Origin of the sequence: Hydrophilobacter chitinilyticus, assembly GCF_049860745.1 — a bacterium.
In the GTDB taxonomy this organism is placed as follows: Bacteria; Pseudomonadota; Gammaproteobacteria; order Burkholderiales; family Burkholderiaceae_C; genus Rhodoferax_B.
Genome location: NZ_CP187561.1, coordinates 1,050,461 through 1,069,004 on the forward strand (window position 1 = coordinate 1,050,461; position 18,544 = coordinate 1,069,004).

The following is an 18,544-nucleotide window of genomic DNA, read 5'->3' on the forward strand; positions in this document are numbered from 1 at the left end:
CCGTGGCATCGCGTTCAATGACCGGCATGTTTCTAGTCTACCGTCCACCGAGGCGCAAGAATGAACACATTCTGGGCTACATCTACCGGGCGATGAATCTAGGTGGGCATGTCCGAATGAAGGACCTTGCGACCACGCTGGTGGACCGCCAGACTATCCAGCCTCCCTGGACGGTGGCGAGCAATCTTCGTCGCTTGGCCGAGGAACTTGCGCCAGTCTTCGTTGACGCTGAGACAATCCTTGCTGACCATACCTGTCTTCCGGCCCATTTGCCCTTTGTTGCAAACAAGTGGCGCGAACCCCTGATGGCTCACGTACTTGACGGGAAAAAGCACCCTGGCATCGCCGCGTCGGTTGGTTTGACCGGAAGAGCAATCGTCACCATGCCGCGGATGGCGGTCTGCGCAGCCTGCATGCGTGAGGACAAGCTGGAGCATGGTTTTCCCTTCTGGCACAGGGAGCATGCCGTTGCGGGTATCGGCTATTGCCCCCACCACCGCATTCCACTCTTGGTGGGATGTGGTGCTTGTCGTTTTTCTCAAAAGGACGGTCGAACGCCTTTGATGCCTCGCCCACGTTGCTGGTGCGGTGGACAGCTTGGCTTCGTCCATCCACCGGTGTCCCCATTGGAGGGCGAAGTGCTGTCGAGGATGTCGGTATACGCACGCGAGCTACTCGATGGAAGGCTTGAGGGGCGGACGGCGGAGGCTATTGGCGCATATTTCCACTACTGCGCCCACCAAGCGGGTTTTGCGGATGGCACACGGATAAAGTCGCCAGCTTTGGGGCAGGCCCTTGCCTCCTCATATAGCCAGGACGTTCTTCGGCGGATGAATGCCGAGATTGACGGTACCGGTGGTTGGCTCGCGCTGGTGATGGGGCCGAGCCAGGCACCAAATGTCTTGGGTAGAAATTTGTTGCTTTTTGACTTTTTCGGGAAGCGTCTTCCCGATGAGGAGGACTTCGCGAAGGCGGAGGCACATCGGGCGGCGATGGCAGAAATGCGACAGAAGAACCGTCAACATTTAGGTTCAACTGGCAACGCAGTGCAACGTGGGGCTGACCGCGAAGAAGTTCTTCTCTACCTACGAGACCATCCCGGTGCCGGTCGCACTGAGCTCCTAACCGCGCTGGGACGAACGATTGTGCGAGTACGGACTTGCGATGCGGAATGGTATGACGACCTCGTCCCTTCAGCAGTCGGCGAACGGTGGCCTGACCACGAAAAGGGCAGCAGCGGTTACTGGAAAGACTTTGATGAGCGAACATCGGCCCACGTCTATGCACGCGCTAAGGAACTGCGAAATTTCCCTGGTGGCTATCCCAAGTCGATTTCGAAAGCGGCGCTACTGAAGGGAACGCCTCGCGCGAACGAAATCAGTGAGCGTCTATTGCAGACCCTTCCTATGACCCGCCAGGCTCTCAAGCTGTCCATCGAGTCGACCAAGACATTCAAAGTCCGGTATGCAATTGCCATCCTGAATCAACCGGAACGGGAGGGAGTTGACAGGGTTCGAGATGCGCAGAGCCGCACAGGTCTCCCGTTGGTGGAGGTTCACAAGTTGAATTTCACAATCACCGCAAGGGAGGCGTCGTGACGTTGCGATGGTGCTCGCAGCGGCTGCTTGCGTTCGACTATCTCGAGTTGCCGATTGACATCAACGGAATACCGGCGGGACCGAATTATGTGCCGTTCTTGACCATCGACGAGATGCGGTCTTACAGAAGTCTGAGAGGCGGACTCCAAGGGGTGTGGTCAAGTCGAATGCACCAGCTGGGAGCGTTGGAGGAGATTCACGCCTTCATGGCGTTAGAGGCAAATCCTTACATCATGGATGTAAGAGAGGGTTATCCCATTGCCACACCAGACGTCGTTCATGACATCATGGATGGCAGGCCGGTGAGCAGAAATCGTGTGATGACCATCGACTTCATCATCACCCTCAGGCCCCGCAATTTCGGCGGTCCGCTGCGCTACATGGGCCTGTCTGTAAAGCCCGCCAACATCGCTGAGCGGCCCCGCGGAAAACGACGCGCACAGAAGGAGGAAGGCAGACTAAACGACATCGGCTGGGAATGGGACTATGTCACTATCCCATCTGCGATTAAGGTCGCCAACCTCATCAAGCTTCGTCATTGGGCGAAGGCATATCCCCTTGACGACGCTGTGCGTGATGCGGCTCAGCTTGCCGCGTTGTTCTACACAACCACGAGCACCAAAGACTTGGATGGTCAACTGGCCATGCTGGGCAGGCGCCTTGGAATCGCGCGAGAAGACCAATACTTCGTGTTCGCGGGCGCGTTCTACCTGGGCTTCTTGTCCTTGAATCATGAATATAAGCTTGATGAGCACCGACTTCCGGTGCTGCAATCCCCGGCGCGCACCATGGGTGGGTGGCAATAGTGGAAGACGACTCCGTACACCCTCCAGCCGAAATTCTGTTCACGCCCGGGCGAATTTACACGCACTATGGTCGCTGGCCGATACTGATGCGGCTAATTTGCCTTGATGTCACTCGCGACGAACTGATATGGAAGCAAGTTGCAGTGAAGTGGGACCGGGTCGAAAGGTTGGCCACCACGATGTCACGCGAAAAGGCATTGAGCCTCGCTCGTGACGGAAAGATTGTGGAGGAGCCTGACTACATCCGACCAAGCTTCATGTCTGACACGGACGAGGACTTGCTCGCGTCATCGGGCAAGGAGCTGGAGGCAGCACGTAAGTGGCTCAAAACTCGTGACGAAAACTATGAACTCATCAAGGACCTAGTCTCCGATGGGTTGGGAAGAAATCATTGTCCCGAAGTGCTCGCACGCGCGTACTCACCGAAGACGCACGCAACGGTCGTGAGCGCGCATGCAACGAGAATGGGCGTGAAGCGTCTTGTCATAAAACGGTTGTTGCACCGATACGTTTGGTTCGGTATGGACAAGAACGCGTTGTTGTCCCTCGATTCCTTTAAGGGCACCAGTGGCTCTTTCACCCGCGTCTACGACTCTAAGCCAGGACCGGCAAGCGCCGCTGAAACCGTGTATGGCGAGAAGTATCGGGGTCGAGCGCGGCGGAAGGCGGACCTTGTCAACATCGCTTTAGCCTTGGACCGCTTCTATGTGCGATTGCGCATGACCTTGCCGGAGACCTACGAGAAGTTCTGTGAACTGTTCCACTTCCAGGCCAATGCTGAAGGCTACCATCAGATTCGAGAGAAGCACATCCTAAGCTTTCGACAGTTTGAGCTCAATGCGAATCTCATCATTAAGCAGAATGCCCTGGACGCGCGGCGAGCCAGTCACAAGGACGCAATGGAGATGCAGGAACGTCGCGGACATTCCACCGACCTCGCTCCGGACGTGGCCAGTGTTTATGACATCGACGCTACGCCGTTCAACAAGGAACTGGTGTCAACCTTCAAGGTCGACGAAGAGTCGTTCAATATTGGCAAGGCCACCGTGCTTGTCGTGTTCTGCCGTCGCAGCAGAAAAGCCATGGGTTGGCACATCTATGTCGGCAACGAAAGCTGGCGCGAAGGTTACCGGCTGGCAATCTTCTGTGCCTTGACCTCCAAGAAAGAGCGTCTTGAATGGCTTGAAATCCATGAACCGGACGCTTGGCCTGACCATGAAAACGTTGTGCCCTCGTTTATATACGTGGACGGAGGTCCTGGGGCGTCGAAGCTTGGGCAGTCGGCGATGGACCGACTAAATATCGACTTCTTCAAGTCGCCTCCTGACACTCCTTACTGGAAACCATTGGTGGAGGGAGGGCAAGGACACATGCAAGACGCCCAGTCACATACGGGCGGCGGATATAAGCGCACAAACCTTGCTGCTGACAAGGCCCAGAAAAGATTGGCAAAGCTCTTTGCTTGCGACACGCTCATGGAACTCGAGAGAGCAGTGGTCCAGTGGCTGATTGACTACAACCGCGCACTTCGAGACGAAACAATCTTGACGTTCGACATGCGGCGTGACGGCGCGCGTCCCTCGCCAGACGGAGTCTTTTCGTGGGGCATAAACCGTATGGGAGGCGTGCAGAAGCGTTTGCTGCCCGAGGCGGATGTCTACGAGCAGTTACTCGAGAGGGGGGACGCCGAAGTCACCGTAGACGGAATAGCCGCCCTCGGCGCGCGGTACAACTCCGACCGACTGAGGCTGTATCGTTTGCTCATGGGCAAGAACGTGCGGGTGGACTATGTCTTTCATCCTTCCAAAATCAACTTCGTCTATTGGCGGACACCAGACGGCGTGTTCGATAGGCTTGAACGGGATAGAAAGGGCAACGAGGACGTCGGGATTGCCTACGCGCTGGAAATCGAAACTTACCATGTTCGATTGGCTGCCAAGAAAGAGAAAGCGCGGAAGGACGGTAGGCGGAAAACAAAGGACGGTACGCGTATCACCGCTCGACAGCGGAAGCTGATGCTCGATACGGCAGGGGTACTGCCGCGGAAGCAACGCAAGGCGCCCTCGAAGGAGACGCGGGGCGTCCGCGCGATTGAAGCTGCGTATCAGCAGGCAGCCCGTCCATACGACCATGTTGAGAAGGCGGCCCCTCAACTGAACGTGGTGCCGTTTCCTATACCTACTGAGACGCAGCCTGACGCCCTGAGGCCTAAGAAGGAGCATGAGGATTCGCCCCCAGCTCAATCGGGCCAGCCGGCGTCGCTTCCAACAAGGCCGCCGAGCTCCAAGCGACCCAGTGCATCCGAGCTCTTTCGGCTTAGTCGGACGAAATCCCCACCGCCTGATGAATGAGCGTGGGAAAACGATGAAAAAAACAGGTAAAGGTTGGGGGGCAGAGCATCAAACAAGGGGAGTCTTCGCAAGGGAAGTTGAGGAAATCCTACCGCGTGCTGCACTAGGTGGTCCGCGATGAGTTTCTTCACTTCGAGCTGCTGGCGCACGGTCAAGATGTACACCGTAGCGCACCAGAGCGCTGCGACCGACCGCGGGGTGCCACAGGACCAAGTTTGGCAGCCCACTTGCAATTTGCCATTGGGTTTCCATACAATGTCTATTGGCGACCCCGGTGCCATGCAGTCGCGCCCCGCGCAAGCGGTGACGGCGAACTCCGGCGAGCAGTACCCCCATGGCCGGTTTCCGGTCCTGAACAAGCCACTTCCTGCAACCCTTGCAGATTCGAATGGCAACGCGCGACACCGCTTCCGAATCCTGCACCTGGTTTGGAGGAAGCCCGTATGGCTTCGGTTACCGTCGTTTCCCAACTTACGCCTGAAGAGCAGGCCGGCCGGCTTCTTGAGTTCGTCCGTGAACAGGGCTGCTCATTGCAGCCATTGGATGGCCTTGCAATTTGCAAAAGCCTTCAGTTGCACCTGCCTACCCACTCAAACATCGCCTCACGGCGCCTACAAGAAGACTTGGCCGCGCGTGGAATCAGCGTGACGCGGTCAGTGTGCTGCGAAGCGCTGGCGCGTCTTTGCGGCGGTCAGAACTGGATGAGGGTGCGCCAGCAGATGCTTTCCCTGGCCAGTCAGCGCGCGCAGGAGGAGGGTGTCCTGTGTTTCTGCGCTCACTTTGCCCGCGAGGATGGAGTGACATCCGAGCCGGTTTTGAAGCTGGCTTTCCACGACCTAACGGAGGCAATTCTCAAGAGCGTTAGCGAGGTGTGGCCCACGACGCCTGCCCTGGCTCTCTGCGCGGTCGCCGCTGGAAAACAAAGCGTGACGCTGGAATTGGAGCACGCAGACGCCCCCTGGATTTCCGTGCGCATCTGGTCATTCCGGTCCTCCGCGAAGTACAGCGAGTCCTCCTTGCCCCTGCTTGAGGACCTGCCGGATTCTGAAGTGCACGCAATGTTGGAAAGAATCGAGCGCACGCTGGAGTACACCCATCCGGGACTGCTCGTCATCGGGGCTACCAGAAGCGCCAGGCTTCCCGCCCATTTTTTGTTCACACCTGACTTGCAGGCTGAAGGGTTCCGACGGACCTGCACGGGGGCAATGGACACTTACATGTGGCTGGGCTCGTGCGAGAACGAGTTTTCAGCGGTGGGTGACGGAAGGTTCACGTTGAACACGTCCGAGGGCAATGTGGTGCTGCAGCCTAAGTGGACTTCGGAACAAACCGGCGCGGTAGAACGTGGACCACTGGACGCACGGCAACTGCAATCGATTCTGAATCGAACCTCGCGATTGCGTCGCGTGACCGGATTGAAAATGGTCGAGTTCCTCGGGCAGCACGCGGGCGGCCGCAGCACTCGGGAAGCCGGTGACGCCGGCGCGCAGCAACTCGACGTGCAGGCAATTGCCAAGGGCATGGAGGAGAAAAGCTGGCGCGCACAAGACTTGGCCAATGCTTCGGGGTTGCCGCTAAATGCCGTGCTCCGCGTGCTGCGCTACGGGTACGCCCAGGTGGAGCTAGTCCCCAAGCTTTCGAGCGCGCTCGGTATCCCCGACCCCAACAGGCTATTGGCCGAGGAAGAAGCCGACCAGCTTGGACTGCGCATCGACGACGCTGAGCACTTCATTCGCGTGCTCAGAGACACGCACATGTGGCGCCTGGTCTTGGGCAATGGGCTGCAGGGCGATGAGGAAGAGGAAATCACGGCCATGGCCGACTCCCTTAAAGAGTACGTCGAACTGCTGCAGTTCGAGTCGAGTGTTCTCAAGGGTAATGTGAAGACCAATGACGCTCGACTGCTCGAACCCCTTGATGAACGCAGCATCGTTGCAGATGTGCAAGACCTCCTGGACCAGCTCGGCTCTCGAGGAATTGGAGTGCTCGTCGCGCGCAATGTCCGCTTCATGCGCGGGCAGGGCGACTTTGCTCATATGAACGACACGCCCCTTAACCAGAGCACAGTGTTCTTTGAAAAGGTTGCGCATTTGCAGAAACCGGCCGTCTTTTCGTAGTTGCAGCTGTTGGCCGACAAGTTGGCGGCAGTTGACAGTAATTAGCGGTTCAGCTGAAAATTGCATCGCGGTTCCTAGCCGAACCGTAGGCAAGTTGGCGCCTGTCAGTGCACGCTAGCTCGGAGGCCAGCCCCCGAGGACCGGCAAAGCCAGTTGGTATTTCTCATTCCCGGCTCGGTGAACTCCAGGAAAGCCGGACAACGCGTGCCGTCCTCTGATGCTTTCCAAGGAGCTCATCAGTGTCATCTATTGCCTCCGACGCGGCAGACGCCGCGCAGCCTTTGAACGACGAAGCACGCGCAGCAGCGCTGTGGACGTTCGTTCACCTCAAGACTCCCCGTTTCGCGAGCAAGGACGCCCTTCAAATCGTCCGTGAACTCGACCTGCAAGTCGGCGAGGACCCGAAGTCCCTTGCCAGCCGCCTGCGCAGAGCCCTGGCCATTAAAGGGGTAGCCCTCAAGCACACACACGCCTTGGACGCCGCATCTCGCCTGCTTGGCATGGCCAGCTGGCATGCCGGCGGGCACCAGGCGGTGCGCAAGCCCCTTCAGCTCCGGTGTCATTTCCCCGGCTTCGACGGCCCTCTCTCAACTTGGAGTGAGGCGATGAAGGTGTTTGGCGACTACTGTGAGGGCGATATTTCCGCCGGCGGAATGTGTGTTTACCAGTTCGAGTTCGGACCGAACTCAGTCTCGATGGACCTTCCCTTCACTAACGCGCAGGATAGCGCGGGCCGGACTGTGCCCCTCGTGCAGGTACTCTGGGAACCCGGGGACCATAAACAGCTGCACTTGGCGATAGCTGCGGTTGAGGGGTTGAGACGAAAGCTGGAAGAAACGTCCCGTGCAGTGGTTGACGGTTTGGCGGCCCCGCAGTTCTGCCTACAGACGCCACATCCAGAGCCGGCCTTTGAGGACCCGCTCAACTCGGAGCTAGTCGTCGTGGATGTCGCGCCTGGGGCCTCATATTTTGAGGAAATCGCTCGCGGCGATGAAGTGAAGTGCTGGGCTGAGCTCGAGGAGGTCTTCAAGAGGTCTGACTACACCGCGAATGGTAGCAACTGGGTGACGCACCGACATCAACTGCAGTGGTCCCTCAGTACCTTGCGCACCTCCGGGCCCGCACCCGTGCTCGTGACCAGAACACTCACCCCCGAGGAAACAGGCCGGTTGTTGCGACGGTATCGGAACGCAGTGCGGGCGGGGCGAAAGTTCTTGCAGCAAGACAACGTGAAACGGCTGGAGTCGCTGCGTGTGGAAACACTTGGCGTCGACGTGGACTGGGAGCGAGTGGGCCTGGAGCTGGCCCGCACCCGCCTGAATTGGCAGCAGTTTCTCGAAACACTCGGCGTCCGCGGCCGTCGGCCCAGTCGCCTAAGTACGACCGAGTTCTCGAAGCTTGTGGCCCTGTTGGATGGGCCTAGTCCCCGGGAACTGATTCGAACCCCAAAGCGTCTTGAACTGGTTCGGCTTGACGACGACAGCGTTCTTCGTGCGCTGGTCTCCAGGGTTCAGGACGTGGTCTATGAAGTTCCGCGTCGCATGGACGAAAGATTGGTTAAGGCAGTGGACGACGCCGTGAACATGTTTCTGACTGCCTTGCGGATGGACGTGGAGACCACCGAAGGAATGATGCTTCACGGTTTTCCCCGCAGCGGTCCTTACCTTGTGTATGCCAATCAGGGAAAGGAACTTCTCCAGGAGTTGACTAAGTATGGCCTAGTGGCATATGCCGGCCTGACTACTCGCGTCGAAAGCCTCAGAGTAGGGGAATACCGAACTGCGAAATCGAAACCGTTGCGTTTCGACCGAGTGCTGCTCTTGGACATTGAGTATGCCGAGCTCGTGGGTTCGCGGGGAACGGAAAACACATTCTCTGGTTCGCCAAACGGTGGTGAGAAGGAGGCCAAATGAGCTCCAAGACCACCCGAACCGCCAGCGACATCTTCAAGAGAGGCTTCAAGGAGCCTTTCCTCCGCTCCTCCGAGCGGCCCTTCGTCAAACTCCTGAACTGGTACACCGGCTTCGGCAAGACCTACACCGCCGCGGTATTCAGCATTGAACTGTTCATCAATTGCGACGTCATTCCGGTGTTCATTGCGCCGCTGCAGTCGCTCGTCGCCGGATTCAGCGATGAGGTGAACCAGCACCAGAAGTCTCGCGACTATGCTGACGAAATCGAGGCTGCTGTGCAGGACCGCGGCGCTCTCATCCCTGTGCACAGGCTGTACTCCATCGAGTACCACCTGAATGACAGGAGCTTCTTCAAAGCCTGTTTGGCGCTCGTCGCGTGGCTGGACGGCCATCGGGAGGTCTGTGCCCGGATGGAGCAGTCTTCCAAACACGCGGAGACGGACAAAGGAGTCCGGGCCCGGCTGAACGAGCTTCGCCAAAAGTCGGCTTTCTGCGAGCAGTCGTCCTTCCTGGGAATGTCGCCTTCAGATGACACCTACGAGGACACGCGCAGCGCCTACATCAAGGCCGCGCAGCGAGCCCGCAGCTTGGCTGACAGTTTCGTCTGGCGATTGATTCAGCTGGACGTCGAGACCCGCGCGCAGACGCGCGACGAGGACCGACTAATGCGTGCTAAGGAAATCGGCGAACTCGTTCGCCGGCTTCACCCGCTGCAGTCGTTCCTGGACAATCCCGGCATCATCGTGAGCACCGCGTCCAAGGCGCAGGTTGGGCATAAGGTGTACGGCGCCGACGGCAAGGGCGGCTTTAAGGCGCACAAGTTCGACAACTTGCCGTTGTTCCTTGAGGAGTTGAATCGGGACGACAGCCTCTTCGGTCGCATGGTGTCACGCCGGCCGGATTCCGCCCGCGTCGTCACCTTCGTTGACGAGGAAGAAGACTCCTACTGGTATCTGTTCGACCAGCGCAAGTCAGTCGTCAATTCCGGCGGTCGCAATGACCTCAACCTGGTCATCTCGGAGTTCTTCCAGTACTTCGACTTGAAGTGGCCAATGGCCTTTGAAAAGCTGCGCCGGGACGGACCCAACGACCGGGCGCTTGCGACTAAGGTCTATGAGCATCTGGAACAGTTCGCCAAGGTTAGCAAGGTCCTTGACGACGAATTCGCGATGGAGGTGACCCGAACCTCCGCGAAGTACACTCCCGACGCTCGCCGCGTCGAGATTCTGCGGAGTCATCTGACCGCCCAGTTCCCAAACACAGCGAAACGATTCGATGACACGGAGTTGCTGGCAGTTTTGAACCAACTGCATGACCGCAACGATGCCCACGCGAACTTCAAACGTTTCCGGCAGAAAGCGCGGGTGCTGCAGCGCATTCGAGACTACATCCTAGAAATTACGCGACCGGGAGCCATCGCCTACGAGACGTTTCTCGACCTGTACGACCTGGTCGCGGACAAAAAGTTCTTCACCATGAGCCGGTCCACCTACGGTGAGGTCCTGGACCAGCCGGGGCAAACTTTCTTCACAGAGTCAGCCAGTGTCATGGACACGGAATTCTTGAGGCAGGTTCAGCTGACGAAAGACACGGCCCACCAGACTATCCGCCTCCATTACCACGACGGCGACATCCCGGCGGGAGCCTACACGCTCTTGGACTACTTGAAGCTCGTGGTTTTCATGGCCAAAGTCCTGGCGCAGACCAGTGGTGAAGACGCCATCGAGATGTCGAAGACAGACCAAGAACGCTACTCAAACCTGGACCGGTTCCGCCAAGACGTGCGACGGCTCTTCAAAAGCAAGGCCGCTAGCGAAGGTCTATCGACCGACTCCAGCGAAAAAGAGCTGCTCACCGATTCTTTCCTGTTCCAGGACACCAAGAGCGTGGTGACTCTGGAGGAGAGTCGGGTCCAGGCGGAGGAATACAACATGGATGCTGATGTCAGCCTCACGTTGACCATCACATCTCTGCGCGCGACCCCTGAAGAAGACATTGTTCGAGCCCTGGGCCGCACAAACGGTGTCTACCTGATGAGCGCGACCGGCGGGCTAGACTCCGCGTCGTCGGGTGCCTTCAACACCAAGCAGCTGCGGCGATGCATCGAAGCGCGTGGCGGACACTTCGCGGAGATGGGCGAAGACGAGCTCCAGGTCGTGTCCGCCAGGGCCGAAGACATGCTTGGAAAGCGGGAGCGGAAGGTCGTCATCCTTGACGACAGTGACCCAGCGCCGAAGTTCGGCGTCTCCAAGGCGTACAAGGGGCTGCTCCAGGTGTTCGAAGACGCCCGTCCGAGGAAGGAGGAACCCGGCTACGCCCAGATGAACCGGCACAAGCGCAGCGAGCTCGCCGGGCTGGTAGCCAGTCTTGACCGGCTCCTCGCCAGCAGCGTTCGCTCAGGGCTCGTCCTGTGCCAGACCACCATGCATGTCAGGAAGTGCCTGATGCGCCTGGCTAACATGAACACGGGGTTCGTCCGTCAAATGGACACGACGGGCGACCACTTCGTCATTCGGCCGCGGGCAATGCCGACGTACAACGAGTACGGCGTGCTGGAAGAGGTGACCGTCATCCTCTATTCTGCGGGCCGGTTCCGGAACAAGGACCGCTCAAAGATAGGGTCGCTGCAGGAGGACGACGACCAGGGACAGTTCAACAAGGAATTGGAAGACGCTCTCGACATCAGCCGTAAGAAGGTCCTTCTGTGGTCCGCCTACGCGTCCGCATCGAGGGGTATCAACTTCCTTACCACGCAAAACGGCAAGGAGCGTGACTTCGAGCTGTTCTGCCTGCTAAACGACCCGTACTACACCCGCCACACGCGCCCGGGCACAGGCGGGTTTTCGATGGAGATGTTCCAGAGCTTCGCACAGGTTCTGCGTGACGAAAACGAGAATTGGTCGGCTATGTCCAAGGGTGACCTTCTGTTCGAGTACTCCCGCAACCGGTGGCGCCGCCTGCGGAAGGAGCATGTCATCGATATCACCCGTACCGTGTTCCAGGCGCTGGGTCGCGGTGAGCGCCGGCCCACCACGCAGATGCCCTGCCAGCAACTCTATGTGAGTTCGGAAGCCGCTAGGATGGTGCACCTGGGCCTACGGCACGCACCGGAGCTGCGCAAACGCGCATCGCCGGCACAGCGCGCGGTGTTGACCCAGCTCGGACGGCACAACATCGAGACTTCGATTTTTCCCTCCGAATATGTACGGGAAACGAACCACCGGGACAGTCTCAAGAAGGCCCTTGTTTTCCGCAAGTTTACGAGCGAGACGCCCCGTCGGTTCCGCTCCGACTCATCCGCCCGCGGTATGTGGGAGCGGCTGTTCGACTCGATGATGTTTACCAACCCGGTGAGGTACTTGGACAAGCTGGCTGCGGCGGGCGTGCCTTCAGAGTACCGCGAGGGTTGCTTCCTCGAGGTGCCAGCCATGGCGGAACCGTACACCTGCCAATACGCGCTGTCCGGTATGTCTGATATCCTGGTCACGGATGCTGAAGACGGAACCGATGCCTACAACTGGATTGGCATGGTCGCCCCTGAAGGGCTAGTGTCGCATCTGTCCTCCAGCACGCAGGGATTCCTGAAGGAGTGGCGCGGCTTCAAGCTCGCGGATAAGACCAAGCGCCTCCTCCCTCAGCCCTGGTTCGTAACTGAAATCATGAAGGGCTACATCGCTGAGCTCGAGTTCGAGCAGTACGTCGGGGCGCAGTTCAACGTTTGGCCTAAAGCGCTTGCCCTGGGCGGCGGTCCGGTCGAGTACCTGGACCTTGCGGCGCATCCTCTCTACGCCCAGCTTTACCAGGTCTTCGACTATTACATCGTCCCCGAGCCGAACGTGCTGGTGGCCGTTGATATCAAGAACTGGGCCCGGAGCACCGACAGCCTGAAGAAGATGCAGCTTCAAGAGGAAGCGGAGGAAAAGCACCAACGCCTCCGCGACCTTCTGCCCGGAACGACTATCCACGCGCTGTACGTCAATCTGTATGGGGCGCATAAGTTTCCGGTGTCGAAGCCGGCTGTCGGCACCATCCGCTTCATGTCCCTGTTCGTTCCCAACACGGGGGTAAATATGTGGATGCCGAACGCCAACCTGCGCGACGCGGTTTTGGGGAAATAATGCCTATTCGCCCCCTTGAGCCGCAGACCGCTGCCGTTGCTCGTCTCAACTCCCTGCGCTTCACGGCGTCCGTTGCCGACACGGCGCGGATGCTCGCGAAGTGGCAGGCCGGCGCAGGAAGCCTACTGGTGCCCATCGCGATTGCGCTACCCAAGGCATCTGAGGAAAAGTCGGCGAAGGGCGTCAGCTACTTTCGAGAGCGCGCGAAACAGGTCCGAGCCCAAATCGCGAAGGAATTGGCCCTCGACCCGTCTTCGGCGACGAAGTTGTCTTTCACCATGACCAGCAAGGATGCTTGGTACTTGGGCCCTCGACCCAAGCTGGACTTGCAGTCGATGCTGAATGCAGTGGCGAGCACGCCGGCCAAGTTCATTGAGCTGATGCTCCTCAAAGAACTCATCGAGTTAGCGTCCTTTGACTCCGAAGATACATTCGTAGGGGGCGGCTTTGGCCCGGGGGTTTATCTTGGCAACACTAGTCAGGCCTCGAAGAAGTTTCTCCACCTTGCCGAAGCTGAGTTCACGGTGAATACGAAGCACGGGCTTCTGCTCTGCGACGTGACCGCCAAGAGGTTCGGTCGGAAGGTAGCAGCCGCTGCCGAAGATGCCGCGGCCACGAGGCTCGCAAACGCTGGTGAAGGCTACCTAGTGGGCGTCACTCGCATCGTGCCGGATGATTTCTTCGAGCTTGATGGCAGGAAGTCGCCCATGGAGGGGTTAAGCCTGGACAGGGACAAGGTACGGCGCACCCGCTTGTACTATTTGAACTTGCTCACGGAGTTCTCGATTCGGCTCTTTACCAAGGCCGGTGTCCCCTTCGAGCGCGAGACTTTCGTCGCTTCGCACTGCGTCGATGACGCGTACATTCCACTGGAGCCGTTGGCGAACCTGCTGCGGCCGTTGATGGTGGTGAACACAACCCCCGACTCCTTGGACCACGATGCGCTGGCCCCGCTCACTCGGTTTCCCGAGTATCTGCCTGGCTACCACGTGGCAGGGAACAAGAAGGCCCATTTCCCAGCGCCGGACGTCCAGGGCGCCGATGCCGTGCCAGCTACGCTTGACCCCGCTTTTAATTACCTGTTTCTGAATGGCGAGGGTGACGAGGACCTGGGCAGCGTCCGCCTTGCCAAGAGCTCCGCCACGCCGGACTTTCTGCCCGTCAAGAAGCAGGTTGCGTACGCCGCGTTAGCCCGTGGCGAAGGCATCGCCGACCCGTACACGGAGGCCAAATTTCGGCATCTGCTCTCCAAACCTGGGGTCAGCGTTGCGATGCAAGGCTTGGACTACAGCCCCCTCGCGCTCGCCAGACTTCGCCCAGGCAAAGCAGACGACGCTGGCGGCCGGCAGCTACAAGAAGCTCTGAAGCGCTGCTTGGTGGAGTTGTCACTCAAAGAAGTACTCCTTGGAAAGAAGGTCATCAAGGTGCTAGCCATGCCGGCTGGCATGCCGACCGAGCTGACGCTGCTGGCCAGCCGCCGTGTCCGGATGACCGGGCGGCAGTCGCCCGAGCAGCTCGTGGCCGCTGTCGATGTGCAAGTCGAGGGAGACTCCCTCTCAGTCATCCGTGTCCGGCGCACACCTTGGGGCGATGCCGGCACTTTGCTCGACCTCGTCTTCGAGTACCCGTTCCTTCAAGAAAGCGGCAAGGACTGGGTTCGAGACGGTCAGTTCTGGGTCGTTGACCGAAAGACGAGCGAGCGACTCACGGTCTGGGCAGGAGCCTTTGTGCCCAAAATCATCCTGAACGACTCTTACGAAGGTATCGAGCACGCGATTGCTGCCCAGGATGAGCACCAGGCCACCCAGAAAGAGGAAGGGAGTCAAGGACGCTTTTTGTCAAAGGGACGGGAGTTCAACCTGCTCCCGTATTACATCTCCATGTTCAAGCCGGAGCATGCCAAGCATGGTGAGCGCGTCGGCCTGCGGATGCCGGTGCAGGACTGCGGGACCTTCGTGCGATTTTTTGTGCCACCAGAAGGCGGGATAAGTGGCGGCGGCGACGCCCTCTCAGGCATGCGGGACGTAATGCACTATGGCGCCGGCGGCGCACTAACGTTGGCCGGCCTTCTGGACCTGCCACTGGTGCAGCTGTACCTACACACGATGACGAATGGGGTGCTGGTCGGGGGTGACAACTCGAAGATGAGCGTCTTGGAGAAGCTGGCGCGGCTGGCGCTGGAGAACTGAGCCGATAGCGAATCTGCAGCTAGTCTGCATCGCGATTCTGGCCTCGACTAGGCGACTTGATTCTACCGGTCCCGCGGAGTGGAAAGCGCCGCGCGAGGGGCTGGGCATCAAGGCGCACCGACGATATTCACTTTCCTATACATGAGGTGCAATCTGACGCCCTGAAGCCTGAGGTGGTGCATGAAGCTCCGCCCACGGCCCAACCGGGCGAGTCGGCTTCGCTTCCAGCAAAGCCGCCAAGCTCTACTCGACCCAGCGCATCCGAGCTGTTTCGGCTTCGTCGGGCGAAAGCCCCACCGCCGGATAAATGAGCGTGGGGAAAGATGAAAAAGGCAGGTAAAGCTCGGGGGTGTGCAGAGCATCAAACAAGGGGAAGCGTTGTAATGGGAGTAGAGGAAAATTTTAGTTAAATCAACAACTTGTGACGCATTGACTCCACTTTTCCTTGTCCGCCTACTCCGCTTTTAATGTTGTCCCGCATTTTTTGTTCTGGCCAATTAAAGTCGTAAACAATGTTTCTTCAGAATAAAGTCGTAAAACTCATAATAAAGTCGTAAAACTAGAAAACGAACTAAGAATAAAGTCGTAAAAGTTGAAGAGAGCTACCGGCTAAAAGTTTCTCGGCGCGAATTCGAATAGTTCGTTACGTAAGGGCTCTTGGAACCGTCGAATTTGCCGTGGATTCTTTACCGGCATCCACGGCATTGGGCAAAGTTTCGAATGACATCTTGAGTTGTAGCGGTCTTTCGCTCACCGCGGGTATCGTTGAAACGCCATCGTTTCTATTCGCGCTAGAGTTGATGCAAAGCACTGACATGCTGTCGCTGCAGCCAACAGCCCTTGTCGATAAGTACGTCCGACGGGGACTTCTAACGAGCATCGCGGCCGATCTCCCTGACCGCATGCCCGACTTTGGCCTCGTGACAATGTAAGGCGAGCCTCCTAACCCGCCCGTACTCGCCTTTATGGAGGTTATCCGGAAGAGTGCCGGTCACAATTTAGCGGTTGGCTTCGATCTTTAATGGATCGATCCAGAGTCAGATTTCTCAGTCCGAAGTAGGTTCTCGAAGGTTAAGTGCAGGGGATGGAGGCGGAGAGCTAGATTCCATTTGGTTGAGGCTCCGAAGGATCATGTCTAGGGTTTTAAACCGTGGGAACCGTCCCACCATCGATCACGTGTTCCGAGCCAGACACTGATGCTGCGCGCGGCGACACCAGGAAGGTGATTAGGTCGGCGACTTCCTGTGGTCTAGCGGGTCGACCGACCGGAATTCCGCCGAGCCCATTCATGACAATCTTTTTGCCGCCTTCGTAGTCCGTGCCCGCTTGGGCCGCTATTCGCTCGACGAACGCAACCGAAGCCTCGGTTTCGATCCAGCCTGGTGAGACGCGCAGAACACGAACACCCTTCGGTGTGACCTCCTTCGACAAGGCTTTGCTGTAGGTGGAGAGGGCCCCCTTAGCAGCCGCATAGGCAGTCGTTGACTCTGGGAGCGGCAGAACATGCTGAATCGAGGTCACGTGCAGGACGACGCCCGATCCTTTTTCCAACATTGCAGGCAACAGCGCACGGTCAAGCCGAACTGCAGACATGAAGTTCAGATTCAGTTCATTGAACCACGCAGCATCATCCAGGGCCGCGAACCCACCAGCCGGAGCGCTCGAGCCGCCGACGGAATTGATCAAAATGTCGACGCCGCCCCAGCGCTCAGCTACCGCGCGTGCCAGCTTTGTCACGCCTTCGGCAGTCGCCAAGTCGGTCTGCACATATGTCACACCATCGAGCGGCTGTTCGGGAGCAGAGCGCCCAGTCGTCATCACCTGCACTCCGGCGTCCTGAAGGCTTTTAACGAGGGCAGCGCCCATACCCTTTGTGCCGCCAGTAACCACGGCACGTTGCCCTTTCAGTTGAAGGTCGAAGCTCATGCTGTGATCTCCAGCGATGCGATCAGGCCGCGTTCCAGGCGAAAGCGGTAGGAAAAATCAATGGGGCTGCCAGGGAAGTTGCCGGTGACCTTGGCGCGGACGATCTGGAAGCCATCCTCACGTTCCGATGCGAACGGAATGCTCGTGGCGCTGTATTTGGCTGATGCCGCGGCCATAAAGGCCTTGATGGCATCGACACCTACATAGGTATGGCCGTCGTCCTTCATGACGGCTTGCGACGTAAAGCAACGAGCCAGGGCTTCAGGCTTGTGTTCGGCCGCGAAGTACGCGGCAACTGGCTCAGGTAGGGTCAAGGTGTTCATGTTGATGGCTCCAGGTGGTTGGTGAAGTCCATAGGATGCACGCCGGTGTAAATTTAGTGAATACCCTAGAATCAGTATGAGCTGTGTAGCTAGGAGTACATAATGCGCGGGGCCGAATTTGCCGAGCTGAAAGCCTTTGCTGCCGTGGTTGAACGTGCGAGCTTTGCCCGTGCGGCGGAGCATTTGGGCCTGTCACCTTCTGCACTTAGCCAGACCATTCGACAACTTGAAAGCCGGATTGGCACACGCCTCCTGAATCGCACGACACGAAGCGTTGCACCATCGGCAAGTGGCGAGCTCCTCTATGGGCGCATAGCGCCGTTGTTTCGGGAAATGGCTGTCGCAGTCGCCGAGGCCAGTGAGGCTGCGGGACAGACCAGCGGCACGCTTCGTATTAATACGCTGGGGATTGCAGCAAGAACCATCATTGCGCCTAGGCTTTCACGTTTTCATCAGGCGTACCCTGACGTGGTACTCGACATCGTGGTCGACGACGCCCTGGCTGACATCGTCGTTGGACGCTTTGACGCTGGAATCCGCGTAGGTGGCAGGCTTGAGAAAGACATGATTGCCATACGCCTCACACCAGACCTAGACATGGTTGTCGTGGCATCTCCCGACTACCTCGCGCGCCGTGGCATACCTAAGACCCCCGCCGAGTTGCATCACCACGCATGTATTAACTGTCGGCTCCAGTTGGACGGGAAGCAATATCGCTGGGAATTCGAAAAAAGAGGGAAGCGCCTCGAAGTAGCGGTGGACGGCCCCGTGGTCACGAACCATGCTGACATTGGCATTGCGGCGGCGCTAAACGGGCTCGGTATCGCCTATCACTTCGAGCGAGATAGCGTGGGTGAGCTTTTGGCCCAGGGACGGTTGGTTCAAGTCCTCGCGGACTGGTCGATTTCGCGTCCGGGTCTGTTTCTCTACTACCCGAATAGGCGACATCGACCAGCGCTCCTCGGGGCCTTCATCGACTGTCTGTTAGATAAGGACTTGGCAGGAGACCTTGGTAGCCCTTGACCGCTCCGAATGTGATTTCAACTCGCCTGTGCGCGAAGGAGCGAAGAATCGACGGGTACAGTGGAAAGCATGTCTTCTGAACCCGTGGCCACCCGCGCGGCAGGCGGAGAAGACGGTGGTCCTCATCACTGCCTGTGTACCCGCCAACGTCTCGGCGTGAGAAGCTGCATTCATCACAAT

General features: G+C 58.4%; 10 protein-coding genes. 8 read left to right on the forward strand and 2 right to left on the reverse strand.

Annotated elements, in window-relative coordinates:
• Nucleotides 1-2 precede the first annotated feature (2 nt).
• The 7 genes from ACPWMG_RS04925 to ACPWMG_RS04955 all read left to right on the forward strand — a co-directional run bounded on the left by ACPWMG_RS04925 (nucleotide 3) and on the right by ACPWMG_RS04955 (nucleotide 15,092).
• Complete coding sequence (locus ACPWMG_RS04925; RefSeq protein WP_483303543.1) at nucleotides 3-1,598, forward strand: TniQ family protein; 1,596 nt, start codon at nucleotides 3-5, stop codon at nucleotides 1,596-1,598.
• Nucleotides 1,595-2,404 (forward strand): PDDEXK family nuclease, encoded by an 810-nt coding sequence (locus tag ACPWMG_RS04930; RefSeq protein WP_483303544.1) that lies wholly within the window; start codon nucleotides 1,595-1,597, stop codon nucleotides 2,402-2,404. The genes ACPWMG_RS04925 and ACPWMG_RS04930 overlap by 4 nt, the downstream gene beginning before the upstream one ends.
• A complete protein-coding gene (locus tag ACPWMG_RS04935; protein ID WP_483303545.1) occupies nucleotides 2,404-4,755 on the forward strand; it encodes a hypothetical protein in 2,352 nt (783 codons plus the stop codon). Before ACPWMG_RS04930 ends, ACPWMG_RS04935 begins: the two co-directional genes overlap by 1 nt.
• A 443-nt stretch (nucleotides 4,756-5,198) precedes the next feature.
• Nucleotides 5,199-6,872 (forward strand): hypothetical protein, encoded by a 1,674-nt coding sequence (locus ACPWMG_RS04940; RefSeq protein ID WP_483303546.1) that lies wholly within the window; start codon nucleotides 5,199-5,201, stop codon nucleotides 6,870-6,872.
• Nucleotides 6,873-7,111: 239 nt separating this feature from the next.
• A complete protein-coding gene (locus ACPWMG_RS04945; protein WP_483303547.1) occupies nucleotides 7,112-8,785 on the forward strand; it encodes a hypothetical protein in 1,674 nt (557 codons plus the stop codon).
• The gene (locus ACPWMG_RS04950) at nucleotides 8,782-12,903 is read left to right on the forward strand and encodes a hypothetical protein (protein ID WP_483303548.1); all 4,122 of its coding nucleotides are present in this window, start codon (nucleotides 8,782-8,784) and stop codon (nucleotides 12,901-12,903) included. Before ACPWMG_RS04945 ends, ACPWMG_RS04950 begins: the two co-directional genes overlap by 4 nt.
• Nucleotides 12,903-15,092 (forward strand): hypothetical protein, encoded by a 2,190-nt coding sequence (locus ACPWMG_RS04955; protein WP_483303549.1) that lies wholly within the window; start codon nucleotides 12,903-12,905, stop codon nucleotides 15,090-15,092. Before ACPWMG_RS04950 ends, ACPWMG_RS04955 begins: the two co-directional genes overlap by 1 nt.
• A gap of 1,143 nt (nucleotides 15,093-16,235) precedes the next feature.
• Here the strand turns inward: ACPWMG_RS04955 and ACPWMG_RS04960 are convergent.
• A complete protein-coding gene (locus ACPWMG_RS04960; RefSeq protein ID WP_483303550.1) occupies nucleotides 16,236-17,018 on the reverse strand; it encodes an SDR family oxidoreductase in 783 nt (260 codons plus the stop codon).
• Nucleotides 17,015-17,341, reverse strand: coding sequence for a nuclear transport factor 2 family protein (locus ACPWMG_RS04965; protein ID WP_483303551.1), 327 nt, complete (start codon nucleotides 17,339-17,341; stop codon nucleotides 17,015-17,017). The genes ACPWMG_RS04960 and ACPWMG_RS04965 overlap by 4 nt, the downstream gene beginning before the upstream one ends.
• 102 nt (nucleotides 17,342-17,443) lie before the next feature.
• Between ACPWMG_RS04965 and ACPWMG_RS04970 the strand changes: the two genes are divergently transcribed.
• Nucleotides 17,444-18,364 carry a LysR family transcriptional regulator gene (locus ACPWMG_RS04970; RefSeq protein ID WP_483303552.1) on the forward strand — a complete coding sequence of 307 codons (921 nt, stop codon included), beginning with the start codon at nucleotides 17,444-17,446 and terminating at the stop codon, nucleotides 18,362-18,364.
• The last annotated feature ends 180 nt before the right edge of the window (nucleotides 18,365-18,544 follow it).